At 67.6% G+C, this 26,198-nt stretch carries 21 protein-coding genes; 13 read left to right on the plus strand and 8 right to left on the minus strand.

Annotated features, from left to right (window positions below; all coding sequences use genetic code 11):
- Window positions 1–53 precede the first annotated feature (53 nt).
- Window positions 54–545, plus strand: a complete 492-nt coding sequence (locus ASE61_RS24325) for a tripartite tricarboxylate transporter TctB family protein (RefSeq protein ID WP_061971371.1) — start codon at window positions 54–56, stop codon at window positions 543–545.
- A 13-nt stretch (window positions 546–558) separates the two neighbouring features.
- Window positions 559–2,064 carry a tripartite tricarboxylate transporter permease gene (locus tag ASE61_RS24330; protein WP_061971373.1) on the plus strand — a complete coding sequence of 502 codons (1,506 nt, stop codon included), beginning with the start codon at window positions 559–561 and terminating at the stop codon, window positions 2,062–2,064.
- 13 nt (window positions 2,065–2,077) lie between these two features.
- Here ASE61_RS24330 and ASE61_RS24335 read toward each other — a convergent pair whose 3' ends face one another.
- Entirely contained in the window at window positions 2,078–2,824 is a 747-nt protein-coding gene (locus tag ASE61_RS24335; RefSeq protein WP_156407216.1) for an enoyl-CoA hydratase-related protein, read from the minus strand.
- Between the two features lie 186 nt (window positions 2,825–3,010).
- Here ASE61_RS24335 and ASE61_RS24340 point away from each other — a divergent pair, with 186 nt between their 5' ends.
- Both ASE61_RS24340 and ASE61_RS24345 read left to right on the plus strand, forming a co-directional pair.
- Window positions 3,011–5,083: a 3-hydroxyacyl-CoA dehydrogenase NAD-binding domain-containing protein gene (locus ASE61_RS24340; protein ID WP_061971374.1), complete on the plus strand. Its 2,073-nt coding sequence runs from the start codon at window positions 3,011–3,013 to the stop codon at window positions 5,081–5,083.
- 76 nt (window positions 5,084–5,159) lie between these two features.
- Window positions 5,160–6,215: a DUF808 domain-containing protein gene (locus ASE61_RS24345; RefSeq protein WP_061971376.1), complete on the plus strand. Its 1,056-nt coding sequence runs from the start codon at window positions 5,160–5,162 to the stop codon at window positions 6,213–6,215.
- Window positions 6,216–6,221: 6 nt separating this feature from the next.
- Here ASE61_RS24345 and ASE61_RS24350 read toward each other — a convergent pair whose 3' ends face one another.
- Together ASE61_RS24350 and ASE61_RS24355 are read right to left on the minus strand one after the other, a co-directional pair.
- Window positions 6,222–6,902 (minus strand): nitroreductase, encoded by a 681-nt coding sequence (locus tag ASE61_RS24350; protein WP_061971377.1) that lies wholly within the window; start codon window positions 6,900–6,902, stop codon window positions 6,222–6,224.
- A gap of 6 nt (window positions 6,903–6,908) precedes the next feature.
- A complete protein-coding gene (locus ASE61_RS24355) occupies window positions 6,909–8,615 on the minus strand; it encodes a lysine--tRNA ligase (RefSeq protein ID WP_061971379.1) in 1,707 nt (568 codons plus the stop codon).
- A 342-nt stretch (window positions 8,616–8,957) separates the two neighbouring features.
- Here ASE61_RS24355 and ASE61_RS24360 point away from each other — a divergent pair, with 342 nt between their 5' ends.
- A complete protein-coding gene (locus tag ASE61_RS24360; protein ID WP_061971381.1) occupies window positions 8,958–10,109 on the plus strand; it encodes an amidohydrolase in 1,152 nt (383 codons plus the stop codon).
- A 3-nt stretch (window positions 10,110–10,112) separates the two neighbouring features.
- Here ASE61_RS24360 and ASE61_RS24365 read toward each other — a convergent pair whose 3' ends face one another.
- The 3 genes from ASE61_RS24365 to uxaC all read right to left on the minus strand — a co-directional run bounded on the left by ASE61_RS24365 (window position 10,113) and on the right by uxaC (window position 13,972).
- Complete coding sequence (locus ASE61_RS24365; RefSeq protein ID WP_244493004.1) at window positions 10,113–10,940, minus strand: transporter substrate-binding domain-containing protein; 828 nt, start codon at window positions 10,938–10,940, stop codon at window positions 10,113–10,115.
- A 162-nt stretch (window positions 10,941–11,102) separates the two neighbouring features.
- Complete coding sequence (locus tag ASE61_RS24370; RefSeq protein WP_061971382.1) at window positions 11,103–12,572, minus strand: mannitol dehydrogenase family protein; 1,470 nt, start codon at window positions 12,570–12,572, stop codon at window positions 11,103–11,105.
- The gene (uxaC, locus tag ASE61_RS24375) at window positions 12,569–13,972 is read right to left on the minus strand and encodes a glucuronate isomerase (protein WP_061971384.1); all 1,404 of its coding nucleotides are present in this window, start codon (window positions 13,970–13,972) and stop codon (window positions 12,569–12,571) included. The genes ASE61_RS24370 and uxaC overlap by 4 nt, the downstream gene beginning before the upstream one ends.
- Window positions 13,973–14,149: 177 nt before the next feature.
- Between uxaC and ASE61_RS24380 the strand changes: the two genes are divergently transcribed.
- The 3 genes from ASE61_RS24380 to ASE61_RS24390 are packed head-to-tail and all read left to right on the plus strand — an operon-like array spanning window position 14,150 to window position 17,467.
- Complete coding sequence (locus tag ASE61_RS24380; protein ID WP_082617735.1) at window positions 14,150–15,640, plus strand: ABC transporter substrate-binding protein; 1,491 nt, start codon at window positions 14,150–14,152, stop codon at window positions 15,638–15,640.
- 25 nt (window positions 15,641–15,665) lie between these two features.
- Complete coding sequence (locus ASE61_RS24385) at window positions 15,666–16,610, plus strand: ABC transporter permease (RefSeq protein ID WP_061971387.1); 945 nt, start codon at window positions 15,666–15,668, stop codon at window positions 16,608–16,610.
- Window positions 16,607–17,467: an ABC transporter permease gene (locus ASE61_RS24390; protein WP_061971389.1), complete on the plus strand. Its 861-nt coding sequence runs from the start codon at window positions 16,607–16,609 to the stop codon at window positions 17,465–17,467. The genes ASE61_RS24385 and ASE61_RS24390 overlap by 4 nt, the downstream gene beginning before the upstream one ends.
- Before the next feature lie 5 nt (window positions 17,468–17,472).
- On the opposite strand, the gene ASE61_RS24395 is transcribed toward ASE61_RS24390, so the two are convergent.
- Entirely contained in the window at window positions 17,473–18,033 is a 561-nt protein-coding gene (locus ASE61_RS24395) for a DUF4337 domain-containing protein (RefSeq protein ID WP_061971391.1), read from the minus strand.
- Between the two features lie 64 nt (window positions 18,034–18,097).
- The gene (locus ASE61_RS24400; RefSeq protein ID WP_061971392.1) at window positions 18,098–19,024 is read right to left on the minus strand and encodes a tyrosine recombinase XerC; all 927 of its coding nucleotides are present in this window, start codon (window positions 19,022–19,024) and stop codon (window positions 18,098–18,100) included.
- A 59-nt stretch (window positions 19,025–19,083) separates the two neighbouring features.
- Between ASE61_RS24400 and ASE61_RS24405 the strand changes: the two genes are divergently transcribed.
- The 5 genes from ASE61_RS24405 (at window position 19,084) to atpD (ending at window position 26,174) form a co-directional block, all read left to right on the plus strand.
- The gene (locus tag ASE61_RS24405) at window positions 19,084–21,267 is read left to right on the plus strand and encodes a primosomal protein N' (RefSeq protein WP_244493005.1); all 2,184 of its coding nucleotides are present in this window, start codon (window positions 19,084–19,086) and stop codon (window positions 21,265–21,267) included.
- 208 nt (window positions 21,268–21,475) lie between these two features.
- Complete coding sequence (locus tag ASE61_RS24410) at window positions 21,476–22,045, plus strand: F0F1 ATP synthase subunit delta (RefSeq protein WP_061971394.1); 570 nt, start codon at window positions 21,476–21,478, stop codon at window positions 22,043–22,045.
- On the plus strand, window positions 22,045–23,577 hold the full coding sequence (atpA, locus tag ASE61_RS24415) for a F0F1 ATP synthase subunit alpha (protein WP_061971395.1): 1,533 nt from the start codon (window positions 22,045–22,047) through the stop codon (window positions 23,575–23,577). Before ASE61_RS24410 ends, atpA begins: the two co-directional genes overlap by 1 nt.
- A gap of 164 nt (window positions 23,578–23,741) precedes the next feature.
- Window positions 23,742–24,611: a F0F1 ATP synthase subunit gamma gene (locus ASE61_RS24420; RefSeq protein ID WP_061971397.1), complete on the plus strand. Its 870-nt coding sequence runs from the start codon at window positions 23,742–23,744 to the stop codon at window positions 24,609–24,611.
- A 75-nt stretch (window positions 24,612–24,686) separates the two neighbouring features.
- Window positions 24,687–26,174: a F0F1 ATP synthase subunit beta gene (gene atpD / locus ASE61_RS24425; RefSeq protein WP_061971399.1), complete on the plus strand. Its 1,488-nt coding sequence runs from the start codon at window positions 24,687–24,689 to the stop codon at window positions 26,172–26,174.
- Window positions 26,175–26,198 lie beyond the last annotated feature (24 nt).

Genomic DNA, 26,198 nt, shown 5'->3' on the forward strand with positions numbered 1-26,198 from the left:
AAGCTCCCGGCGTTTTCGTCTCATCACTTTCGATCGTTCGAGGAGGTTGCCCCTTGCAACTATCCGACCGTATTTCCGGCTCCGCCATCGCTGCGCTGGGGGCCGTCGCGTTCTTCTACGGCTCGAAACTGCCGCCCGTGCCCGGCCAGCAGGTCGGTCCCTCGGCCTTTCCCATGGTGGTCGGCGCCGGCCTCGCCCTCTGCGGCGGGCTGATCGTCTTCGGGATCGGCCGCCATTTCGAGGAGGTCGCCGAGGCCGATGTCGTGAGCCATGCGACGCCGGAGGAACTCGCGCCGGTGCCGGCCTGGCGCAACTGGCTGGCATTGCTGCCGCCCGCGCTGCTCGCCTTCTACGCGCTGGTCTCGGAAACGCTCGGCTTCCTGCCGACGACAATGATCATGGTGCTCCTCGCCAGCCTCGCCTTCGGCGCCAGGCCGAAGCTCGCGGTGCCGCTGGCGATCATCGCGCCCTTCATGATCAACCTGATCTTCCTGAAGCTGCTGCGCGTGCCGCTGCCCGGCGGCATCCTGCCCTTCCCCTGGTGAGCGAGGCCTGACGATGGATACCGTCATCAAGGCCTTCGGGCTGGTTTTCCAATTCGACGTGATGATCGCGATCGTTGCGTCCGCCTTCTACGGGCTGACGGTCGGCGCGCTGCCCGGCCTCTCGGCGACGATGGCGACGGCGCTGCTCGTGCCCGTCACCTTCTATCTGTCACCGATCGCGGCGATCGCGACGATCATCACGGCGTCGGCGATGGCGATCTTCTCCGGCGACATTCCGGGCTGCCTGCTGCGCATTCCCGGGACGCCGGCCTCGGCCGCCTATACCGACGAGGCCTATGCGATGACGCGCAAGGGCCAGGCGGAGACGGCGCTCGGCATCTGCCTGTGGTTCTCGGCGCTGGGCGGCATCGCCGGCACGCTCTCGCTGATGCTGATCGCGCCGCTGCTGGCCGAGATGGCCTTGTCGTTCTCGACCTACGAGAACTTCTGGCTCGCCATGCTCGGCCTGATGTGCTCGACGCTGGTCGCCCGCTCCTCGCCGATCAAGGCGATCGCAGCGATGCTGCTCGGCCTGCTGATCACCTGCATCGGCATCGACAATCCCGGCGGCGTGCCGCGCTTCACCTTCGGCTCGACCGATCTGCTGGGGGGCATCGAGGTCATCCCGGCGCTGGTCGGCGTCTTCGCCCTGGCAGAGGTGATGCGTTCGCTGACCGAGCGCGACCCGCCGAAGATCGAGAACCGCAAGCTCGGCTCGATCCTGAAAGGACAATGGAAGCTCACCAAGGAATATCCCAAGCAGCAGACGCGCGGGAACATCGTCGGCATCATCATCGGCGTGCTGCCTGGTGCTGGCGCCGACATGGCGGCCTGGGTCAGCTATGCCATGGCCAAGCGCTTCTCGAAGACGCCGGAAAAGTTCGGCACAGGCCATCCCGAAGGGCTGATCGAGGCCGGCGCCTCCAACAACGCCTCGCTTGCCTCGGGCTGGGTGCCGGCGCTGCTCTTCGGCATTCCCGGCGACACGATCACCGCGATCGCCATCGGCGTGCTCTACATGAAGGGGCTGAATCCCGGGCCGTCGCTGTTCACCACGCAGGCCGAGAGCATGTACGCGCTCTACATCATCTTCATCCTCGGCAACATCATCATGATCCCCTTCGGCATCATCATGATCCGGCTGGCGAGCAAGGTCGTCGGCGCGCCGCGCTCGGCGGTGATGCCGGTGATCATGATCTTCTGCGCGGTCGGCGCCTTCGCGACGGCGGGCAACAACCTGTTCGCGGTCTGGTGCGTCGCCTTCTTCGGCATATTCGGCTTCGTGATGGAAAAGAACGGCTATCCGGTCGCGGCGATGGTGCTCGGCATCGTCATGGGCACGATGGTGGAGCAGAACTTCGTGACCTCGCTGATCAAGTCGGACGGCTCCGTGCTGCCCTTCTTCGATCGACCGGTCTCGTCCGTGCTGGCGGCGATGACCTTCGCGGCGCTTCTCTGGCCGGTGTTCTCCTGGACGCGCGACTGGCTGAAAGGCCGGAGCCGGGCGGTGGCGGCCTGAGGGCCGCCACGCCTCACTTCTTCAGGAAGGCCATGAAGGCGGCCATGGCCTCCGGCGACTTCAGGCGCTCGCCGAAATGGCGCGCTTCGGTCGCGATGGTTTCGGCCACGGCCTGGGCCGAGCCGCGCTTCAGCAGCATCTTGGTGAGGGCGAGCGATTCCGGTGGCAGCGCCGCCAGCGCCTTGGCCTTGGCGAGGCCGACTTCCAGCGCCGTGCCGTCTTCGGTGACGGCGTTGATCAGGCCGGCTGCGGCGGCCGTCTCGGCATTGAAGGCCTCGCCCAGCATCAGCAGTTCGGCCGCTTTCTTCGAGCCGGCGACCAGCGGCAACAGGTAGCTCGACCCACCTTCGGGGCAGAGGCCCAGCGTGACGAAAGGTAGCCGGAAGGTCGCCGAGCGCGCCGCGAAGGCGAGGTCGCAATGCAGCAGCATCGTCGTGCCGATGCCGACGGCGAAACCCTCGACCGCCGCGACGATCGGCTTCTTCGCCGTCGAGATCGCCTCGAGGAAGTCGATCGCGACGCGCGGACCTTCACCGGCCGCCGCCGCTATGGCGAAATCCTTGATGTCGTTGCCGCTGGTGAAGGTGCCGCCGGCACCTGTCAGCAGGACCGCGCGGATTGCGGTATCGGCTTCGGCGGCGGCGATCGCTGCGATCAAGCCGGCATAGCTCGCGCGGTCGAGCGCGTTCTTGCGGTCCGGCCGATTCATCGTGACCTGCAGCACGCCGGCCGCGACGGTTTCGCTCAGCACTTCGCTCATCGGTCCGCTCCTCTTGCCCTGCCCGGATGACACGGGCTTTCGCCAGGGGTCAAGCGAGGCTGGATGCGCCTTTCGTCGTCGTCTGGCGCTTGACATCGCGCGGTGCGGATTCTCCCTTGCCCGCCCAGATGCCTTCGCTGCCTTGGCTTGCGAGTCGGGCGCGGGACGGGAAGTGCGGAGACGTCGATGACGAAGGTTCAGCTTGAGGTTCGCGGCCGGGTCGCGGTCGTCACCATCGACAATCCGCCGGTCAATGCGCTGGGTGCGGCCGTGCGCGAAGGGTTGGCGAACGCCGTCAAGGCGGCCAATGCCGATGCCGCTGTCGCCGCGATCGTGATTGCCTCCGCCGGCAAGGCTTTCATTGCCGGCGCCGATATCAGCGAGTTCGGCAAGCCGCCAGCTCCGCCCAGCCTGCCGGACGTGCTCGACGCGATAGAGGGCTCGGCGAAGCCGGTCGTCGCGGCGATCCAGGGCGTGGCGCTGGGCGGCGGGCTTGAAGTCGCGCTCGCCTGCCACGGTCGCGTCGCGCTGCCAGGCGCGAAGCTTGGCCTGCCCGAGATCAAGCTCGGGATCATCCCTGGCGCCGGCGGCACGCAGCGCCTGCCGCGCCTGATCGGGGCGGCCAAGGCCTTTCCGATGATGCTCTCTGGCGAGCCGGTCTCGGCCGGCAAGGCACTCGAATACGGTCTGCTCGATGAAGTTGTCTCCAGCGATGTTATTGCCGCTGCGATCCGGCTGGCCGAGGCGCTGGCGGCGGAGGGGCGCCGCCCGGTGACGAGCGCGGCAACCGGCGAATTGACGGAAGCGGATCGCGAGGCCTTCGAGGCCCTGGCCAGGGAGGCCTTGAAGAAGGCGGATGGCATGCCGAACGTGCCGGCACTGGTCGAGGCCGTGCGCGCGAGCTTCGCGCTGTCTTTTACGGAGGGCGCAGCCGTCGAGCGCAAGCTCTTCCTGTCGCTCGTCGCCGACGAGCGCTCAAAGGCTTTGCGCCATGTCTTCTTCGCCGAGCGCGAGGTCGCGAAGGTGCCGGGCATCGGGCCGGAGGTGAAGCCGCGCGAGATCGCCAGCGCCGCCGTGATCGGTGCCGGCACGATGGGCGGCGGCATCGCGATGTGCTTCGCCAATGCCGGCATCCCGGTGACCCTGATCGAGACGGCCAAGGCCGCGCTCGACAATGGCGTCAACCGCATCGGCGCGATCTACGACATCTCGGTTTCCAGGGGATCGCTGACGCCGGAGGCGAAGGCCGGGCGCATGGCTTTGATCAAGCCGGCGGTGGGGCTCGCGGCTGCGGCGGGGGCGGATATCGTGGTCGAGGCGGCCTTCGAGGAGATGGGCGTCAAGCAGCAGATCTTCGGCGACCTCGACAAGATGGCGAAGCCCGGCGCCATCCTCGCCAGCAACACCTCCTATCTCGACGTGCCCACGATCGCGGCGGCGACGAAGCGCCCGCAGGACGTGATCGGCATGCATTTCTTCAGCCCGGCGAATGTCATGAAGCTGTTGGAGATCGTCCGGCCGCAGGGCGCCGCCGACGATGCGATCGCGACGGCGGTCGCGCTCGGGCGCAAGCTCGCCAAGGTGCCGGTCGTGGTCGGCAACGGCTTCGGCTTCGTCGGCAACCGCATGCTGGAGCGGCGCACCCGCGCGGCCGAGCGGCTGCTGATCGCCGGCGCCCTGCCGCATGAGGTCGATGCAGCGCTGGTCGGCTTCGGCTTCAAGATGGGGCCCTTCGCGATGGCCGATCTCGCCGGCAACGATATCGGCTGGCGCTCGCGCAAGGCGCGCGGGCTGAAGGCCGCCGTGGCGGATGCGATCTGTGAGGCCGGCTGGTTCGGCCAGAAGACCGGGCGCGGCTATTACATCTATCCGCAGGGCGCGCGTGCCGGGCAGCGCTGCCCCGAGGTCGAGGCGCTGATCGCCCGCATCTCGGCCGAGCAGGGCGTGACGCGGCGTTCTTTCACGCAAGAGGAGATCCTGGCGCGCCTGCTCGATCCGATGGTGAACGAGGGCGCGCGCATCCTGGAAGAGGGCATCGCGGCGCGGCCGGGTGACATCGATATCGTCTGGATCAACGGCTATAACTGGCCGGCTTGGCGGGGCGGGCCGATGTTCTGGGCCGACAGTGTCGGGCTCGACCTCATCGTCAAGCGGCTGGAGGCGCAAGCCGCAGAGATCGGCGACAAGGCGCTGGAGCCGGCGCCGCTGCTCCGGCGGCTTGCGGCCGAGGGCAAGGGGTTTGCCAGCCTGAAGGGGTGACGCGGCGCGCCGTCATTGCGATGAGCGAAAACCGCTCTATCCTCGCCTGATCCGATAACCTTCCGAGGAGAGCCGCTTGGCTTCGGGGCTGTTTGCGCTGCTGGACGACGTTGCCGGCATCGCCAAGATCGCGGCGTCCTCGGTCGACGATGTCGTGGCGCAGGCCGGCAAGGCCGGAGCCAAGGCCGCGGGTGTCGTCATCGACGATGCAGCGGTGACGCCGCGCTATGCCGTCGGTTTCGCGGCGGCGCGCGAGTTGCCGATCATCTGGCGGATCGCGCTGGGCTCGCTGCGCAACAAGCTTATCATCCTGCTGCCGGGCGCGCTCATCCTTGCGCTGATCGCGCCCTGGGCGATCACGCCGCTCCTGATGGCGGGTGGCGTCTTCCTCTGCTTCGAGGGTGCCGAGAAGCTCCTGGAACTGGTCGTGCCGCATGGCGCCCATGGCGAGGGTAAGGCGGGCGAGGCGGTTGGCGATCCGGCGGCACTCGAACAGCAGAAGATCGCCGGCGCTGTGAAGACGGATTTCATCCTCTCCGCGGAGATCATGGCGATCACGCTCGCCGGTGTCTCGGATCAATCCTTCTGGATGAAGGCCGCGGTGCTCGCCATCGTCGGCATCGGCATCACGGTTGCGGTCTATGGCGTGGTCGCGCTGATCGTGAAGGCCGACGATGTCGGCATGGCGCTCGCTGCCAACCAGCGGCCGGCGACGAGCCTGCTGGGCCTGCGCCGGCCGGGGCCGGGCGAGGCGGGCGGGCTCGATCGCGCGCTGTCCTGGCTGACGCGGCCGCTGGGGCGCGGGCTCGTCGTCGCCATGCCGCATTTCCTGAACCTGCTCGGCGTGGTCGGCACCGCTGCGATGCTCTGGGTCGGCGGCGGCATCATCATCCACGGGCTGGAGGAATATGGCCTCAGCGGCCTCGGCCATGGCGTCCATGATCTCGCGGTCGCTGCGGGGCGAACCTTGCCGGCAGCACTGGCTGGGGCCGGGGAGTGGCTCGCCGGGGCTGCACTCGCGGCCGTATTCGGTGTGATCGTCGGCGGCCTCACCATCGCCGCCATGCACTGGCTGGTTGGGCCGCTCGTCAGGCTGTTCCGGAAGGATGCGGCGGCGCAGTCCGGCGCCTGATGCCGCTCAATCCAGCCAGGTGGTGAAGCTCTCGACCGGCTCGCGCTCGGGCACGAGGCGGTTGGCCGGCGCACCGGGATCGGCCTTGCCGATGGCGATGCCGCAGACCACGACCTCGTTCTCGGGAATGGCGAGTTCGCGCCGGACGATCGGGTGGAACTGCGCGAAGATCGCCTGCGGGCAGGAATCGAGGCCATGGCCCTGCGCGGCGACCAGCAGGGTCTGGATGAACATGCCGAGATCGAGCCAGGAGCCGATCTCGAGATCGCGGTCGATCGTCAGCATCAGTGCGACCGGCGCATCAAAGAAGCGCAGGTTCGCCGCGGTCTGCCGCTTCATGCCCTCGGTATCGCCCTTCAAGACGCCGAGCAGGCCATAGAGGTCCCAGCCGACCTTGCGGCGGCGGGCGAGATAGGGTTCGCGGAACTGCGCGGGATAGTAGCGGTATTCCTCGACGCCGGGGCGCCCGCCGGCATCGAGCGCGGCGAGCAGTGCCGTTTCGAGACGCGCCCGGGATTGCGGGCCGATCACCCGGAGCTTCCAGGGCTGCATGTTGGTGCCGGAGGGTGCCTGCGCCGCCAGATCAATCAGGCGGCGCACGAGAGCGGGCTCGACCGGGTCGGGCAGGAAGGCGCGAACCGCGCGGCGGGCGCGGATCGCGCGTTCGACGGCGTCGATCCCGGTCATCGCTCGCTAGCCCTTTCGCGCTGCCAGGAAGGCGGCGTGCTCCTTCACCAGATCGCCGGCCAGCGCCTTGGCGATCAGGGCGCGGGTGTTGGGGAGGCCGTAGATCGCCGCGAAGGAGCCGAAGCGCGGGCCCTGATCCTCGCCGAACATCACCTGGTAGATCGCTTTCCACCAGTCGCCGGAGACGCCCGGCCGTTCCGGCGTCGCGTTCTTGGCGGTGAGGTTCTGGTAGCGCGGGATGGCGCGGGCGACGTCGAGCGCCGTGTCCTGCACCATCTCGGGCGTCGGATCGGCCGGCAGCGCGGCCAAGGCAGCGTCGAGCTTGGTGAAGGCGTCGCGCTCGACCTCGTCGGCCGGGCGGTAGCTCTTCGCCGGCTTCACGAAGTCGCGGAAATAGGCGATCGCGTAACCGACCAGCGCATCGAGGCGCGGATACGTCTCGGCCGACATGCCCGGCGCATAGCGCTGGAGGAAGCCCCAGAGCACGGCCTTGTCCTCGGAATTGGCGACGGCGACGAGGTTCATCAGCAGGCCGAAGGTCACCTGCGTCCGGACCGTGTTGTCCCCTTCGCCGGAAGCGATGACCTCGGGCGCCGGGGGATTGCCGGCATGGATGTGCCAGGCCGGGTTGCCCAAGCGGTTCTTCCAGTCCTGCCGCTCATAGCCGCCGAGGAACTGGAGATATTCGTCGACGGCGCGCGGGATGACGTCGAAATGGAGTTTCTTGGCCTCGCGCGGGCGCTGGAACATGTAGAGCGCCAGGCTCTCCGGCGGGCCATAGGTCAGCCAGTCCTCGATCGTCAGGCCGTTGCCCTTCGACTTCGAGATCTTCTGGCCCTGCTCGTCGAGGAAGAGCTCGTAGTTGAAGCCTTCCGGCGGGGTGCCGTCGAGCGCAAGCGCGATCTGCGAGGAGACCTTGACCGAGTCGATCAGATCCTTGCCGGCCATCTCGTAATCGACGCCGAGTGCGACCCAGCGCATTGCCCAATCGGGCTTCCATTGCAGCTTCACATGGCCGCCGGTGACCGGCGAGACGAAGTGCTCCTTCGTCTGCGGGTCGGTCCAGGCGATGGTGCCGGCCTCGACATCGACCTCGTCGATCGGCACCTGCATGACGATGCGCGTCTTCGGATGGATCGGCAGGAAGGGCGAATAGGTCGCGGCCCGCTCCTCGCGCAGCGTCGGCAGCATGATCTTCATCACCGCATCGTAGCGGGCGAGCATCTTCAGCAATGTCGCGTCGAACTCGCCGGCACGGTAGGCGTCGGTCGATGATTTGAACTCGTAGTCGAAGCCGAAGCTGTCGAGGAAGGCGCAGAGCCGCGCATTGTTGTGGCGGCCGAACGAGTCATGCGTGCCGAACGGGTCCGGCACCTCGGTCAGCGGCTTGCCGAGATTGGCGGCGAGCAGCTCCTTGTTCGGCACGTTGTCCGGCACCTTGCGCAGGCCGTCCATGTCGTCGGAGAAGGCGACGAGGCGCGTGGGAATCGTGTTGCCGGTCAGCACCTGGAAGGCGTGGCGGACCATCGAGGTGCGCGCGACCTCGCCGAAGGTGCCGATATGCGGCAGGCCCGAGGGGCCGTAGCCGGTTTCGAAGATCACCGATTTCTTCCCGGATTTCTCGATGCGGGCCACGAGCTTGCGCGCCTCCTCGAACGGCCAGGCGGCCGAACGCTGGGCGGCGTCAACGAGGGCTGCGTCGAAGGCGGGCATTTGGGCGGGTATCCTCTCCGCGTCTGGTGACCTGTGAGTTCGCAATCTGCAAACTATTGATTGCGGGCTTTCGCAGATTGCGAAGGGCACAGTCAATGCGCGCGTTTGGGCGGGCTCGTCATGCTCGGGCTCGCCCCGAGCATCTCGACCCGGAAGGGGCTCATGCATGGAGGCCCATCCTGAGAGAGATTCTCGGGTCTGCGCTTCGCTTCGCCCGAGAATGACGCTGGCAAAGCCGCTTGCCGGGAATGAGGGGCTTCTCTTTTCCGTGGTTGCCGTGCCGGCCGTGGGGGATAGTCTGGGCTCCTTCGTATCTGACCACGCCTTTGAAAGGATGCCGCCTTGGACCGCGACCTGCTCGACAAGCTGACCGCATGGCGACGACATCTCCACGCCCATCCGGAACTCGGGCGCCACGAGAAGATGACCAGCGCCTTCGTGCAGGAGAAGCTGACCGAGCTCGGCGTGCCCTTCACCGCCAATGTCGGCGGCTACGGCGTGGTGGCGACGCTGACGAAGGGCTCGTCCGAGCGCACGGTGGGTCTGCGTGCCGACATGGACGCATTGCCGATCCAGGAGGTCAACGATGTCCCCTACAAGTCGAAGACACCCAATGTGATGCATGCCTGCGGGCATGACGGCCACACCACCTCTCTCCTCGGTGCTGCGGCGCTGCTCAAGGCGGATGAGGGCTGGAGCGGCACGGTGCAGTTCGTCTTCCAGCCGGCCGAAGAGGGGACGGGCGGCGCGCTCGCGATGCTGGATGACGGCGTGCTGGAGCGCTTCCCGATGGAGCGCGTCTTCGCGCTGCATAACTGGCCGGGCCTCGAAGCCGGTACGGTCGCGGTGCATCGCGGGCCGGTGATGTCCGAGCCCGGGCGCTTCAAGATCACGCTGACCGGCAAGGCGGGACACGCTGCCCTGCCCGAGCAGAGCCATGACCCGATCGTGGCGATGGGCCATCTGATCGTCGCGTTGCAGACGATCGTCTCGCGCAATGTCGATCCGATGGAATCGGCGGTGGTCTCGATCGGCCAGGTGCATGGCGGGCTCGCCTCCAACCAGATCCCGACCAATGTCTTCATCGAGGGCACCTTCCGCACCTTCGTGCCGGCCGTGCGGGACCGCCTGCTGGCGCGGCTCAACGGCATCGCGCAGAACATCGCCGCGACCTTCGAGATGACGGCCGAGGTCGAGTTCACCTATGGCGTCGCCACGATCAACACGCCGCCGGAAGAGGACATGGCCGCCGCTGCCGGAGAGGCCGCAGGGCTGATCGTCCGGCGCGACATGAAGGCCAGCACGACCGGCGAGGATTTCGCCTATTTCCTGGAGAAGCGCCCGGGTTGCTATATCTGGATGGGCAATGGCCCGGCGGTGAACGGCGGCGCCTTGCATAACGACCGCTACGACTTCAACGATGCGATCCTGCCTGCGACCTCGGGATGGCTCGCGGCGGTTGCCAAGCAGGCACTGGCCAGCAACGCGCCCTGATGGTCAGTAAGGACTGACCGGGAAGAAGCGCAGATAGAGGCGGGCATAGGTCCCGTCGTCCCAGAGCCCCTGCAGCGCGTAGTCGATGGCGCGCTTCAGGGCGGGATCGTCCTTGCGCAGCAGGAAGGCGACGCCCTCGCCGAAATAGCGGCTTTCCAGATAGGGCCCGCCCGAGAAGGCGAACTCGCCGCCGCTGCCGGCGAGCGCCAGCGACAAGGCCACGCCGTCGCCGAAGACATATTCCGCCTCGCCGCTGCGGAGCGCTGCCACCGCGGCGTTGAGGTCGGTGCTTTCGCGGCGCTGCATGAAGGGCATCAGCCGCTCGAGAAAGGCTTGATGGGCCGTGCCGGAGACGACCGCGACGCGCCGCCCCTGCAGGGCCGCACCGTCGAGTGCTGCCCGGGCGCTGCCGCGCGTGGTGACGAAGCGGGCGGGCGCGCGGAAATAGAGGTGGCTCGCAGCGAAGCGCTCGCGCAGGGCCGGCGTCAGGTTCATCGCGGCGGCGAGTACGTCACCCCGGCCCTCGGCGAGCGAGTCCGTGAGGGTATCGAAGCGGCGCGGCTGGATCGTGCAAGTCCAGCCCAGTTTCTCGCAGACGGCACGGGCGAGTTCGACCGAGAAGCCGGTCAGCGCCCCGTCCGGCCCGACGAAATGGAAGGGCGGATAGTCGTCATCGGCGAGGAAGCGCACGACGCGCGGCGGGCCGGGCTCGGGCCGGTCGAGCCGGATGCGCGGGTCCCAGAGATTGGGGATGGCGATGCGCGGCGGCTCCTGCGCCTGGGCCGTGGCGACGGTGAGGAGCGAGATCGCAAGGGTGAGCGCGCGAAGCATCGTGCGCATCTGGCGCTGGATGCCGGCGCGGATCAAGGGGGCGGGAGGCCGTCATGCTCGGGCTTGACCCGAGCATCTCGTCCCGGATGAGGCTCCCGGAACCTCCTTGTCACGAGATTCTCGGGTCGAAGCTGGGCTTCGCCCGAGAATGACGCTGAGGGCTTAGCCCAAGCGCGCCGCCGTCGCCTTCGCGCCCTTGTCGAGGAGCGAGGCGAGGTGAGCGGTCACCGGTTTTGTAAACCGAAGGTCGCCCGGCAGGTCGGTTCCGAAGATCGCCTCGATGCCGGTGAGCGCCTCGACCAGCGCTTTCGGATCACGCCCGGCAGTCTCCGTGTGGCGCTTGAGCTCCGCAACAAGCGGATCGCGCACGTCGATGGCGCCGCCCTTTTCGTCGGTGCCGGTGACGTAGCGCATCCAGGCGGCGACGCCGAGCGCGAGATGCTCGATTCCGGCGCCGGCCTTCAGCCGCTCGCGGATCGTGCCGAGCAGGCGCTGCGGCAGCTTCTGCGAGCCGTCCATGGCGATCTGCCAGGTGCGGTGGCGGATCGCCGGGTTCTGGAAGCGGACGAGCAGGGCCTTGGCGTAGTCCGCGAGCACGACGCCCTGCGGCGCCGGCACGGTCGGGATGATCTCGGCCCAGAGGCCTTCGAGGAAGCGGGCGAGGACGGGATCACTGCTGGCCTCGGCCACCGTCTCATGCCCGGCGAGATAGCCGAGATAGGCGAGCGAGGAATGCGCCCCGTTGAGCATCCTGAGCTTCATGAACTCGAAGGGCGCGACCTCGGAGACCATCTGCGCGCCCACCTCATGCCAGTCCGGGCGGCCAGCGGCGAAGACGTCCTGGATCGCCCATTGCCGGAAGGGCTCGCCGATGACGGGGGCGGCGTCCTCGGCGCCGATCAGCCTGGCGACTTCGGCGAGGTCGGCCTCGGTCGTCGCCGGCACGATGCGGTCGACCATCGTCGCGGGGAAGGCGCCGTTGGCCTCGATCCAGGTGGCGAGCTTGTCGTCGGTGAGCGCTGCGAAGTCGCGGACGAGGCCGCGCAGCACATGGCCGTTGGAGGGAAGATTGTCGCAGCAGAGCGCGGTGAACGGGCCAAGCCCCGCATCGCGGCGCGCCTTCAGCCCGGCGACGAGGATGCCGACGGCCGAGCGCGGCGCATGGGGATTGGCGAGGTCGTGGACGATGTCGGGATGATCGGCCTTGAGCTTGCCGGTCGCCGGGTCGTGGCAATAGCCCTTCTCGGTGACGGTGAGCGAGACGATGCGGGTCTCGGGCGCAGCGAGCTTTGCGATGAGAGCGGAGGGGTTTTCGGGTGCGACGAGGACATCGAGCACCGAGCCGATGATGCGCAATTCCGGCCCGGTCGGGGCGAGCTTGAGCAGGGTGTAGAGCCCGTCCTGCGGCTTCAGCCGGTCGCGCTGGTCGGGGCGCTGGAGGCTGGCGCCGGTGATGCCCCAGGCGCCGAAGCAGTGCTCCAGCGCGTCCTCGGTATATTCGGCGAGGTGGCCGCGGGCGAAGGCGCCGAGGCCGAGATGGACGATGCCGGGCTTGAGGGCCGAGCGGTCATAGGCCGGGCGGCGGACCGAAGCCGGCAGGCCGGCGAGAGCGGAAGCGGAGAGGCGGGTCACAGCTTGTAGGCCTCCTTGGCGAGGCGATAGGCGAGGTCATGGGCGACCTCGGCCGCCTCGTCCTCTTCGAGCCGGTGCTCGGCGACGAGCTTGGCGAGATAGGCGCAGTCGACGCGGCGCGCGACGTCGTGCCGGGCGGGGATCGAGAGATAGGCGCGGGTGTCGTCGTTGAAGCCGACGGTGTTGTAGAAGCCGGCCGTCTCGGTCGTTAGCTCGCGGAAGCGCAGCATCGCCTCGGGCGCATCGAGGAACCACCAGCCCGGTCCGAGCCGCAGCGCCGGATAATGCCCGGCGAGCGGGGCGAGTTCGCGCGAGTAGGCGGTCTCGTCCAGCGTGAAGGCGATGACCGTGAGATTGGGCTCGTTGCCGACGGCGTCGAGCAGCGGCTTCAGTGCCTCGACATAGTTGGTCTGCGTCGGAATGTCGGAGCCCATGTCGCGGCCGAAATGCTCGAACAGAGCCGCGTTGTGGTTGCGATGGGAGCCCGGATGAATCTGCAGGACGAGCCCGTCGTCGAGGCTCATCTTCGCCATCTCGGTCAGCATCTGGCCGCGGAAGAGGTCGGCGTCCTTGGCCGAGACCTTGCCCTTGAGGATCTTGGCGTAGAGCTTCTCGGCATCCGCATCCGAGAGATTGGCGGTGCGGGCAGTGGCGTGGCCGTGATCCGAGGAAGTGGCGCCACGCCCCTTGAAATAGGCGCGCCGCTTGCGATGAGCGGCGAGATAGCCGGTCCAGCTGCCGATATCCTCCCCGGTCAGTTCGCCCAGTTTCTCGAGATTATCCGAAAAACCCTCGAACTCCGGATCGACGACGCTGTCCGGCCGGTAGGCGGTGACGACCTTGCCGCCCCAGCCGGACTCGCGGACCATGTCGTGCCAGCGGAGATCATCGAGCGCGCCCTCGGTCGTGCTGATCGCCTCGATGTTGAAGCGCTCGAACAGGGCGCGGGGGCGCAGCTCCGGCTCTTCCAGCCTGGCGGCGATCCTGTCGTAGATCTTGTCGGCATTCTCCGGCGTCAGGCGCTCGTTGATGCCGAAGACGGTCGAGGCTGCGTGCTCGAACCAGAGCCGCGTCGGCGTGCCCCGGAACAGGTGCCAGTGATCGGCGAAGAGCTGCCAGATCTTGCGCGGATCGGTCTCGACCTCGCCACCGTCCTTTCTGTTGATGCCAAGCTGTTCGAGGCGCACGCCCTGCGAGTAGAGCATGCGGAAGATATAATGATCCGGCTTGACGAAGAGGGTCGCCGGATCGGGAAAGGCATTGTCCTCGGCATACCAGCGCGGATCGGTATGGCCATGCGGCGAGATTATCGGCAGGTCGCGGACCGTGGCGAAGAGCCGGCGCGCGATGCCGCGGGTTACCGGATCGGCGGGAAAGAGGCGATCGTCGTGCAGCAGCATGGGCATCTCCATCGGTCGCCCCGATCTCTAGAACCGGCGGCAGCGGGGGTCAATCGCCTGGTATACTAGTGCGCCAGAGGACGGCCCCTACCTGTCGGGGATTGCTTCGGAACCGGACTTGCGCTTGTCGTATCTCCCGCGCCATCCTCGCGCCGCAACGGTACCGGAGCGATGGATATGACGACGCGGCGTGAACTCCTGGCAGGGGCGGGACTGGCAGCGCTGGCGGCGCAGCTTCCCGTCGTCGCGCTGGCGCAGGCAAAGGACAGCGTGACCATCGCCCAGACGCTGGAGCCGCCGACACTGGATCCGACATCCGGCGCCGCGCAGGCGATCCGCGAGGTGACGCTGCAGAACATCTTCGAAGGGCTGGTCAAGATCGACCGGACCGGCAAGCTCCAGCCCTGCCTCGCCGAGAGCTGGCAGATCGCCGACGACAACGTCACCTATCGCTTCAAGCTGCGGCAGGGCGCGAAGTTCCACGACGATACGCCGTTCACCGCCGAGCAGGTGAAGTTCTCGTTCGAGCGCGCGGTGGCACCGGATTCCACCAACGCCCAGCGCCAGCTCTTCACGCCCATCGCCGAGATCGCCACGCCGGACCCGGCGACCGTGGTGATCAAGCTGAAGCAGCCGACTGCGAATTTCCTCTTCGGCCTCGCCTGGGGCGATGCGGTGATCGTGGCGCCGGCCACGGCCGCCAACAACAAGACCAATCCGGTCGGCACCGGCCCGTTCAAATTCGTGCGCTGGAACCGCGGCGACCGGCTCGAACTCGCCCGCAACGACGGCTATTGGGGCGAGAAGCCGGCGCTGGCCAAGGCGATTTTCCGCTTCATGTCGGACCCGCAGGCGCAGGTCGCGGCGCTGCGGGCCGGCGATGTCGACGCCCACACCAATCTCTCGGCGCCGGAGGCCGTGCCGCAGCTCAAGGCCGATCCGAAGCTCAAGGTCACGATCGGCGGCACCGAGGGCGAGACGGTGCTCGCCACCAATAACGCCAAGCCGCCTTTCGACAATCTCAAGGTGAGACAGGCGATCGCTCATGCGCTCGACCGCAAGACCATCGCGCTCGGCGTCTACGGCTTCGACGTCAACCTGATCGGCAGCCATTTCTCGCCGCTGCACCCGGCCTATGTCGACCTGACCGGCACATACCCTTACGACCCCGCCAAGGCCAAGGCTCTGCTCAAGGAGGCCGGCTTCCCGAATGGCTTCAGCTGCACGCTGAAGCTGCCGCCGCCATCCTATGCCCGCCGCTCCGGCGAGATCGTCGCGGCGCTGCTCGCGCAGGTCGGCATCAACGCAGCGATCGAGCCGCTGGAATTCCCGCAATGGCTGGAGCGTGTCTTCCGCAACAAGGATTACGATCTCAGCATCATCGCCCATACCGAGCCGCTCGACATCGATATCTACGCGCGTGACGGCTACTACTTCCAGTACAAGGACCCGGACTTCAAGGCGCTGATCGCCAAGATCGCCGTGACCCTGCCGGAGGCCGAGCGCAACGAGCTCTACAAGCAGGCGCAGCGCAAGCTGGCTCAGGATGCGGTCAACGGTTTCCTGTTCATCCTGCCGAAGATCACCGTGGCGAACACAGCGCTGGAGGGGATGTGGACCGATTGGCCGCTGCCGGTGACGCCGCTGGCGGAATTGCGCTGGCGGTGAGTCTGCCGGCAGGCGGCAGAGCGTCATGATCGGGTATATCCTGCGCCGGCTCGTCGCGCTGGTGCTGACGCTGCTCGCGGCGGCACTGGTCATCTTCGTCGCGCTCGAAATCCTGCCGGGCGACCCGGCGGCGGTGACGCTTGGCCTGAATGCTGCGCCGGAGGCGCTGGCTGCGCTCCGGGCCGAGATGGGGCTCGACAAGCCGGCGGTGCTGCGCTTCTTCATCTGGCTGGGCGGGCTCGTCACGGGCGATCTCGGCCAGAGCTACACCTATCGCGTGCCGGTGCTCCAGCTCATCGCCGAGCGGATGGCGGTGACCTTACCGCTTGCGCTGATGGCGATCGCACTGGCGACGGCGATCGGCATTCCGCTCGGCATGCTCGCGGCCTCGCGCCATGGCCGGCTGGCTGATGCCGGCGTCATGGCCTTCGCGCAGGCCGGGCTCGCCATCCCGAATTTCTGGTTCGGCCTGCTGCTCGTGCTCGTCTTCGCGGTCGGGCTCGGCTGGCTGCCGGCCGGCGGCTTTCCGGGCTGGCAAGCGGGGATAGGCGTCTCGCTGAAGGCGCTCTTGATGCCGGCGCTGGCGCTGGCCCTGCCGCAGGCGGCGATCATCGCGCGGGTGACGCGGTCCTCGATGCTCGATACGCTGCATGAGGATTTCGTTCGCACCGCCCGCGCCAAGGGGTTGAGCGAGGGCACGACGATGCGCCGGCATGCGCTGCGCAACGCGCTGATCCCGGTCGTCACCATCCTCGGCCTTCAGTTCTCCGTGCTGATCGCCGGGGCGATCATCATCGAGAACGTCTTCGCCCTGCCGGGACTGGGCCGGCTCGTCTTCCAGGCCATCGCCCAGCACGATCTCATCGTGGTCAAGGACCTCGTCATGCTCTTCGCGGGGCTGGCGATCCTGATCAATTTCGCGGTCGAACTGCTCTACGGGCTGATCGATCCTCGCCTGAGGCAGTCATGAGCGCGGCCGAGGACAAGGCGCTCGGCGGCAAGCGGCACTGGTGGCTGGCGCCCTCCTTCGTGATCGGCGTGGTGCTGGCCATGCTCGTCGTCGCCGCGGCTCTCGTTTCCTATGTCTGGACGCCCTATCAGCCGACGCAGATGATGATCCTGAACCGGCTCAAGGGGCCGTCGGCAGTGAACTGGTTCGGCACCGACCAGTTCGGGCGCGACGTCTTCTCGATGATCATGGTCGGTGCGCGCAATTCGCTGGCGGTGGGCCTGGGTGCTGTCGGCATCGGCATGGTCGTCGGGACGGCGCTGGGGCTCGCAGCCTCGGTCCGGCGCGACGGCATTCTCGACCATGCGATCATGCGCACGGCCGATTTCACCCATGCCTTCCCGGCCGTGCTGACGGCGATCATGATGACCGCGATCGTCGGGCCCGGCATGCTCAACGCCGTCGTCGCCATCGCCGTGCTGAACCTGCCCTATTTTGCCCGGCTCGCGCGCGGCGCGGCCCTGCAGGTCTGGGCGCAGGACTTCATCCAGGCGGCGCGGGCGGCTGGGCTCAATAACCGGCAGATCACGCTACGCCATGTCCTGCCCAATATCGCCGGCATCCTGGTGGTGCAGGCGACGATCCAGTTTGCGCTCGCGGTGCTGGCCGAGGCCGGCCTGTCCTATCTCGGGCTCGGCACGCAGCCGCCGAACCCGTCCTGGGGACGGATGCTTAACGAGGCGCAGACCTTCATGGCGGCGCAGCCCTGGCTTGCGATCTTCCCGGGTGCCGCGATCGCGCTGACCGTGCTGGGCTTCAACCTGCTCGGCGATGGCCTGCGCGACGCGGTCGATCCACGCCTGCGGCGCAGCCGGTAACGTTCTCAGAACAGCGCGGTCGGAGCGAACTGGGCCAGCGCCATCAGCGCGATGCCGGTGAGGCCGAGCAGGCCACCGGTCGCGGCGAGGAGGCCGACGCCGGTGATGATCGCGGCGGACGAGATGACGATCGCGATCTGGATCAGGCCTGACGCGATGTCGAACTTGTCGTCGCGGGCTGCGGCAATGTCGCGCTGGGCTTCGGCCGCCTTGGCACGGGCGGCGAGTTCCTTGCGGCCCTCGTTGGTCTCGGGCTCGGAATCGTAGCGCGCGACGGTCTGCTTCCAGCTCTCGATGCGCTTGGTCAGGCGCTGCCGGGCGGCTTCGTCGGTGACCCCGGCGAGTTCGACTTCCAGCGCTTCCGCCGCGGTGCGCACGGTGGTGCCGCGGATCGTCTTGGCCTGGAAAAAGGCCCAGAGATTGGAGGCCTCGATATTCTTGGCGACGGCCTCCTGCTCGGCATTCTTGCCGCCGATCTCAGAGAAGGCGAGCGTCAGCGCCAGCAGCGCGATCAGCAGGGCGATGCGCTTGTTGCCGCCCTCGGGCGTTTCGATGGAACCGGACACGAATCACCTCGCAGGCCACCACTGGCGGGCGGTGTTTAAGGCTTTCCGTTTGGGCAGCAAGATGTCAGCGGCTGGCCCGTGGATGGGCGGCGTCATAGGCGGCCATCAGGCGGGCCGAATCGATGCGGGTGTAGATCTGCGTCGTCGAGAGCGAGGCGTGGCCGAGCAGTTCCTGGATGGCGCGCAGGTCGCCGCCGCGCCCGAGCAGATGCGTCGCGAAGGAATGGCGCAGGGAATGCGGCGTGGCCGAGGAGGGCAGGCCGAGCGCGCCGCGCAAACCTTCGACCGCGAGCTGGATGATGCGCGGCGACAGAGGTCCGCCCTTGGCACCGACGAACAGCGGCCCTTCCGGCGGCAGGCGCCAGGGGCAGAGCTTCAGATATTCGGCGATGGCCGCGATCACGACGGGCAGCACCGGCACCATCCGCGTCTTGCTGCCCTTGCCGATGACGGTCAGCGTATCGCCGGCCTGCTGCGGGGCCTGGGTGCGGGCGAGCGAGAGCGCCTCCGAGATGCGCAACCCGCTGCCATAGAGCAGGCCGAGGACGGCGGCGTCGCGGGCGAGGATCCACTGTTCGCGCTCTTCGCCGGCGCGGGTATCGGCCTGGGTGACGGCGCGGGCGGCCGAGGGCTCGAGCGGGCGCGGCAGCGACTTGCCGAGGCGTGGGCCGCGGGTCGCGGCGAAGGCAGCGGCGGTGAGCTTGCCGTTCCGCTCGCCGAAGCGGGCGAAAGAGCGGAGCGCCGCGAGTTGGCGCATCAGGGTGCGGTTGCCGATGCCGTCGCGCCGGCGCTGGCCGAGGAAGGCGCGCAGGTCGACGGGCTTGAGCGCGGCGATGTCGGAAAGGGAGGGCGCGCCGCCGAGATGCTCGGTGAGGAAAGCATGGAACTGGCCGAGGTCGCGGGCATAGGCCTCCAGCGTCTTCGGCGAGAGGCGTCGCTCGGCCGAGAGGTGGGAGAGCCAGTCGCGCCGGAAGGGATCGAAATCGGTCATCGGGGAAGCATGACGCTCCTGCCTTAACAGCAGCCGAATCGGTGCTAGACACTGGCGCGATGGATGAGACGGCGGACATGATCGAAGGCGGCACGGTCGATGTGCTGATCCCGCTCGGGCTCGATCAGGCTTATAGCTATGCCGTGCCGGCCGGGCTAGTGCTCAAGCCCGGCGATGTCGTGCAGGTGCCGCTCGGGCCGCGCGAGACGGTCGGCGTCGTCTGGGATGTCGGTTCCGGGCGCGGCGGCAACCTCAAGAAGGTCACCGGCAAATACGATATGCCGCCGCTCGACCCGGCGCTGCGCAAGCTCGTCGACTGGGTCGCCTGGTACACGCTGGCGCCGAAAGGTTCGGTGCTGGCGCTGGCGCTACGCCGGCAACCGGACGACACGCCCGAGCGACCGAAGCTCGGGGTGAGGCTCGCAGGCCCGCCGCCCGGCCGCATGACCCCGGCACGGGCGCGGGCCATCGCCGCTGCTGAGGGCGGGTTGCTGATCGCGAAATCGGCACTCGCCGAGGCGGCGTCCGTCAGTGCGGCGGTGATCGATTCTCTCGTCGATGCCGGCACCTTCATCGTCGAGCCCTTGCCGCGCGAGGCGATTGCGGCCTTGCCCGATCCGGATCATGCCGTGCCGGAGCTTTCGGAAGGGCAAGACGAGGTGGCGCAGGCGCTGGTCAGGTCGGTGCAAGCGAAGGTTTTCGGCGTCTCGCTGCTGGAAGGCGTCACCGGTTCGGGCAAGACCGAGGTCTATTTCGAGGCGGTGGCGGAGGCAGTCAGGCTTGGCCGGCAGAGCCTGATCCTGATGCCCGAGATCGCGCTGACCGCGCAGTTCATCGACCGGTTCGAGGCCCGCTTCGGTGTCAGGCCCGGCCTGTGGCATTCGGCGGTGACCGGCCGCAAGCGCGAGCGCCTGCAGGCGGCGATCGCATCCGGCGAGGCCAAGGTCGTGGCCGGCGCGCGCTCGGCGCTTTTCCTGCCCTATAGCGATCTCGGCCTCATCGTCGTCGATGAGGAGCATGAGAGCGCCTACAAGCAGGAGGACGGCGTCTCCTATCATGCGCGCGACATGGCGGTGGTGCGCGGGCGGATCGAGAATGCGCCGGTGGTGCTGGCTTCCGCAACGCCTTCGCTGGAGACCCGCGTCAATGCCGAGCGCGGGCGCTATGCCCATCTCAAGCTGCCCGAGCGTTTCGGCGGGCGCGAATTGCCTGTTCTCGGCCTCGTCGACCTGCGCCGCGACAAGCCGGAGCGGGGGCGCTGGCTCTCGGGCGCGCTGGTCAAGGCGGTCGAGGCCAATCTGGAGGCCAAGGAGCAATCCCTGCTCTTCCTCAACCGGCGCGGCTATGCGCCGCTGACGCTGTGCAGGGATTGCGGCCACCGCTTCCAGTGCCCGAACTGCTCGGCCTGGCTGGTCGACCATCGTTTTCGGCGGGCGCTGGTCTGCCATCATTGCGGCCATGTCGAGCGTCGGCCGCATGAATGCCCGGCCTGCCACAAGCCCGAGAGCCTGGTCGCCTGCGGGCCGGGCGTCGAGCGGCTGGCCGAGGAGGTCGCGACGCTTTTTCCACAGGCGCGTTCGATCGTGCTGTCCAGCGATTTTCCCGGTGGGACGGAGCGCCTGAAGACCGAGCTGATGGCGGTGGCCGAAGGCGAATTCGATATCGTCATCGGCACGCAGCTCGTGGCCAAAGGCCATAATTTCCCGGGAATGACGCTGGTCGGCGTGATCGACGCCGATCTCGGCCTCACATCCGGCGATCCGCGCGCGGCGGAGCGAACCTTCCAGGCCTTGCGACAGGTCACCGGGCGCGCAGGGCGGGGCGAGAAGCCGGGCCGCGCCCTGCTTCAGACGCATGACCCGGAGCATCCTGTGCTCAAGGCGCTGATCTCGGGCGATCCGGAGCGGTTTTATGCCGCAGAGGAGGCATCGCGGGAGGCCGCGGGCCTGCCGCCCTTCGGGCGATTGGCGGCGCTGATCGTCTCCGCCAACAACCAGGCCGAGGCCGAAAGCCATGCGCGGGCGCTGGCGCGCTGCGCCGAGGCCAATGACGGAATCATGGTGCTGGGGCCGGCGGAAGCGCCTTTGGCAGTGCTGCGCGGGCGCCATCGCATGCGCCTGATCGTCAAGACGGCGCGCGAGATCAACCTGCAGGACTATCTGCGCGGCTGGCTGAAACGGGCGCCCCGGCCCAAGGGCTCGGTCCGGGTCGCGGTGGACGTCGATCCGCAAAGCTTCCTTTGAAGAGGTGAAAGGCGCGGCAAAATCGCCGCTAATGAAGGGCAATCAGCGATTGCGCGGCCCGGAACCGCATGCTAGTGCACCGCCACATTTCGGTCGCGAAGTCGTCTTGCCGACTTCGGGCCTATGATACTCGCAGTGTCGGGAGCATACACTCCACCTTCGTCAGGAAGGTCGCCGGTGTGGTCCCTTGAAACGAGAGACGGGAAGCGTGGCTGAAGGCGGATCGCAGGGGACATTGGTGTCGGGCGTAGCTCAACGCTATGCCACCGCTCTGTTCGAGTTGGCTCAGGAGGCAGGCGCGATCGACGCCGTCGCGGCCGCTCTGGATAGCTTCAACGGTCTGCTCGCCGAGAGCGAGGACCTCCGTCGCCTGATCGAGAGCCCGGCCTTCACCGCCGAGGAGCAGGTCGCGGCGATCAAGGCCGTGCTCGAGAAGGCCGGCATCACCGGCATTGCCGCCAATTTCATCGGCCTCGTCGCCAGCAAGCGCCGCCTCTTCGCGCTGCCGGGCATGATCGCCGGCTACAAGCGTCTGGTCGCCGAGGCCAAGGGCATCGTCTCCGCCGAGGTGACGGTCGCCGAGCAGCCCACGGCCAAGCGCGTCGACGAGATCCGCGCGGCGCTGAAGGGCGTCGCCGGCAAGGATGTCGACGTCTCGATCAAGATCGACCCGGCCCTGATCGGCGGGCTCATCGTCAAGATGGGCTCCCGCATGGTCGATGCCTCGCTGAAAACCAAGCTCAATTCAATTCGTCTTGCCATGAAAGAGGTCGGCTGATGGACATCCGCCCCGCTGAAATCTCCGCCATCCTGAAGGCTCAGATCTCGAATTTCGGCTCGGAAGCTTCGGTCACCGAAGTCGGCCAGGTTCTCTCCGTCGGCGACGGCATCGCCCGCGTCTACGGCCTCGACAAGGTCCAGGCCGGTGAGATGGTCGAATTCGAGTCCGGCGTGCGCGGCATGGCGCTCAACCTCGAGAGCGACAATGTCGGCGTCGTGATCTTCGGTTCCGACCGCGAGATCAAGGAAGGTCAGACCGTCAAGCGCACCGGCGCCATCGTCGACGTTCCCGTCGGCAAGGAGCTGCTCGGCCGCGTCGTCGACGCGCTCGGCAACCCGATCGACGGCAAGGGCCCGATCAAGTCCAAGACCCGCGCCCGCGTCGACGTCAAGGCGCCCGGCATCATCCCGCGCAAGTCGGTGCATGAGCCGATGGCGACCGGCCTCAAGGCGGTCGACGCCCTGATCCCGATCGGCCGTGGCCAGCGCGAGCTGATCATCGGCGACCGCCAGACCGGCAAGACCGCCCTGGCGCTCGACACGATCCTGAACCAGAAGCCCCTCAACGTCGAAGGCGCTCCGGAGAGCCAGAAGCTCTACTGCGTCTACGTCGCCGTCGGCCAGAAGCGCTCGACCGTCGCCCAGCTCGTGAAGGTGCTCGAGGAGCGCGGCGCGATGGAGTATTCCATCGTCGTGGCGGCCACCGCCTCGGACGCCGCCCCGATGCAGTTCCTGGCGCCCTTCGCCGGCTGCGCCATGGGCGAGTTCTTCCGCGACAACGGCATGCATGCCGTCATCATCTATGACGACCTCTCCAAGCAGGCCGTCGCCTACCGCCAGATGTCGCTGCTGCTGCGCCGCCCGCCGGGCCGCGAGGCTTATCCGGGCGACGTGTTCTATCTCCACTCCCGCCTGCTCGAGCGCGCGGCGAAGATGGGTGAGGCCGCCGGCCTCGGCTCGCTGACGGCGCTGCCCGTCATCGAGACCCAGGCGAACGACGTTTCGGCCTATATCCCGACCAACGTGATCTCGATCACCGACGGCCAGATCTTCCTGGAGACGGACCTGTTCTACCAGGGCATCCGCCCGGCCGTGAACGTTGGTCTCTCGGTGTCGCGCGTCGGTTCGTCGGCGCAGACCAAGGCCACCAAGAAGGTTGCCGGCAAGATCAAGGGCGAGCTCGCCCAGTATCGCGAGATGGCCGCCTTCGCCCAGTTCGGCTCGGACCTCGACGCGGTCACGCAGCGCCTGCTCGACCGCGGCGCCCGCCTGACCGAGCTCCTGAAGCAGCCGCAGTTCTCGCCGCTGAAGATGGAAGAGCAGGTCGTCGTGATCTATGCCGGCGTGAACGGCTATCTCGACGCGCTTCCGGTCAACAAGGTCCGCGCCTTCGAGGACGGCCTGCTCTCGCTGGTCCGCGGCAAGCATGCCGACATGCTGAACGAGATCGGCACGTCGAAGGACCTGTCGGACGCCAATGCCGCCAAGCTCAAGGACATCGTGACGGGTTTCGCGAAGTCCTTCGCCTGAGGACGGGCTTCCCGTCATGGTCGGCCTCATGCCGGCCATTCACGCCTTGCGGCCGATCGAGCAAGGCGGGCGGGAGTGAGGACATGGGTGCTCGGGACAAGCCCGGGCATGACGGAATGAGACGTAGATGGTCAGTTTCGACCATGACGGGGTGAGAGCGCCACATGCCTTCTTTGAAGGACCTTAGAAACCGCATCGCTTCGGTGAAGTCGACGCAGAAGATCACCAAGGCCATGCAGATGGTCGCGGCTGCCAAGCTGCGCCGCGCGCAGTCGGCTGCCGAGGCTGCGCGCCCCTATGCCGAGCGCATGGAGACGGTGCTGTCGAATCTCGCGTCGGGCGTCTCCGGTTCGAGCGCCCCGCGCCTGATCGCCGGCACGGGCTCCGACAAGGTGCATCTGCTGCTGGTTCTGACCGCCGAGCGCGGCCTGTGCGGCGCCTTCAACTCCTCGATCGCGCGTCTTGCCCGCGACAAGGCGCTGGCGCTGAAGGCCGAAGGCAAGACGGTCAAGATCATCTGCGTCGGCAAGAAGGGCTACGACATCCTGCGCCGCCAGTTCGCGGCCGAGATCATCGAGTTCATCGACCTGCGCGAGTTCAAGCAGGTCGGCTTCGCCAATGCGGAGACGATCGCCCAGAACGTGCTGGCCCGCTTCGGCAATGGCGAGTTCGACGTCGCGACGCTGTTCTTCTCGCGCTTCCGCTCGGTGATCGCCCAGATTCCGACGGCGCAGCGCATCATCCCGGCCGAGATCCCGGAAGGGACGAAGCAGACCGACGCGGTCTACGATTACGAGCCGGACGAGGGCGAGATCCTCGAGGCGCTGCTGCCGCGCAACCTCACCGTCCAGATCCTGCGCGGGCTGCTCGAGAACGCCGCGTCCGAACAGGGCGCGCGCATGTCGGCGATGGATTCCGCCACGCGCAACGCCGGCGAGATGATCAAGAAGCAGACGCAGATCTACAACCGCTCGCGCCAGGCGATGATCACCAAGGAACTGATCGAGATCATCTCCGGCGCGGAAGCGCTATAACCGCCTAATCTTTCGTCGGCGGAGTGATCCGCCGGCAGCCGCAACATCCGAATGCGCTAGTCCCGAGGTTCCACCATGGCCAAAGCCGCTACCAAGACCACCAAGACGAAGACCGCCGAGAAGCCCGCCAACACCGGCACCGGCCGCGTTACCCAGGTCATCGGCGCGGTCGTCGACGTGCAGTTCGACGGCGCCCTGCCGGAGATCCTGAACGCGCTCGAGACCGACAACCTCGGCAACCGCCTGGTCCTCGAGGTCGCCCAGCATCTCGGCGAGAACACCGTCCGTACCATCGCGATGGACGCCACCGAAGGTCTGGTTCGCGGCCAGTCCGTCACCGACACCGGCGCGCCGATCGCGGTTCCGGTCGGCGATGAGACGCTCGGCCGCATCATGAATGTCATCGGCGAGCCGGTCGACGAGGCCGGCCCGATCCTGACCACGGCCCGCCGCGGCATCCACCAGCCGGCCCCGAGCTATGCCGAGCAGGCGACGGACGCCCAGATCCTCGTCACCGGCATCAAGGTCGTCGACCTGCTGGCGCCCTACGCCAAGGGCGGCAAGGTCGGCCTGTTCGGCGGCGCCGGCGTCGGCAAGACCGTGCTGATCATGGAGCTGATCAACAACGTCGCGAAGGCGCATGGCGGCTACTCCGTGTTCGCCGGCGTCGGCGAGCGCACCCGCGAAGGCAACGATCTCTATCACGAGATGATCGAGTCCAACGTCAACAAGAACCCCAAGGAGAACAACGGTTCGACCGCTGGCTCCAAGTGCGCTCTCGTTTACGGCCAGATGAACGAGCCCCCGGGCGCCCGCATGCGCGTCGCCCTCGCCGGCCTGACCATCGCGGAAGATTTCCGCGACAAGGGCCAGGACGTGCTGTTCTTCGTCGACAACATCTTCCGCTTCACGCAGGCCGGTTCGGAAGTGTCCGCGCTGCTCGGCCGCATTCCCTCGGCGGTGGGCTATCAGCCGACGCTCGCCACCGACATGGGCAACCTGCAGGAGCGCATCACCACCACCAACAAGGGCTCGATCACCTCGGTGCAGGCGATCTACGTCCCGGCCGACGACTTGACCGACCCGGCGCCCGCGACCTCGTTCGCCCACCTTGACGCCCGTACCGTGCTGTCGCGTTCGATCGCGGAAAAGGGCATCTACCCGGCGGTCGACCCGCTCGACTCGACCTCGCGCATGCTCTCGGCCGACATCGTCGGCGAGGAGCACTACGCTGTCGCGACCGCTGTCCAGCAGACGCTGCAGCGCTACAAGTCGCTGCAGGACATCATCGCGATCCTGGGCATGGACGAGCTCTCCGAAGACGACAAGATGACGGTGGCGCGCGCCCGCAAGATCGAGCGCTTCATGTCGCAGCCCTTCTTCGTCGCGGAGGTCTTCACCGGCTCGCCCGGCAAGCTCGTCCCGCTCGAGGACACCATCAAGGGCTTCAAGGGCCTGATCGAGGGCAAGTATGACCACCTGCCGGAAGCGGCCTTCTATATGGTCGGCTCGATCGAGGAAGCCGTCGAAAAGGCGCAGCGCCTGGCCGCCGAGGCCGCGTAAGCCTCTCGCGACCGGCGTTTCCGG

It is taken from the genome of Allobosea sp. Root670 (genome assembly GCF_001429415.1).
GTDB lineage: Bacteria > Pseudomonadota > Alphaproteobacteria > Rhizobiales > Beijerinckiaceae > Allobosea > Allobosea robiniae.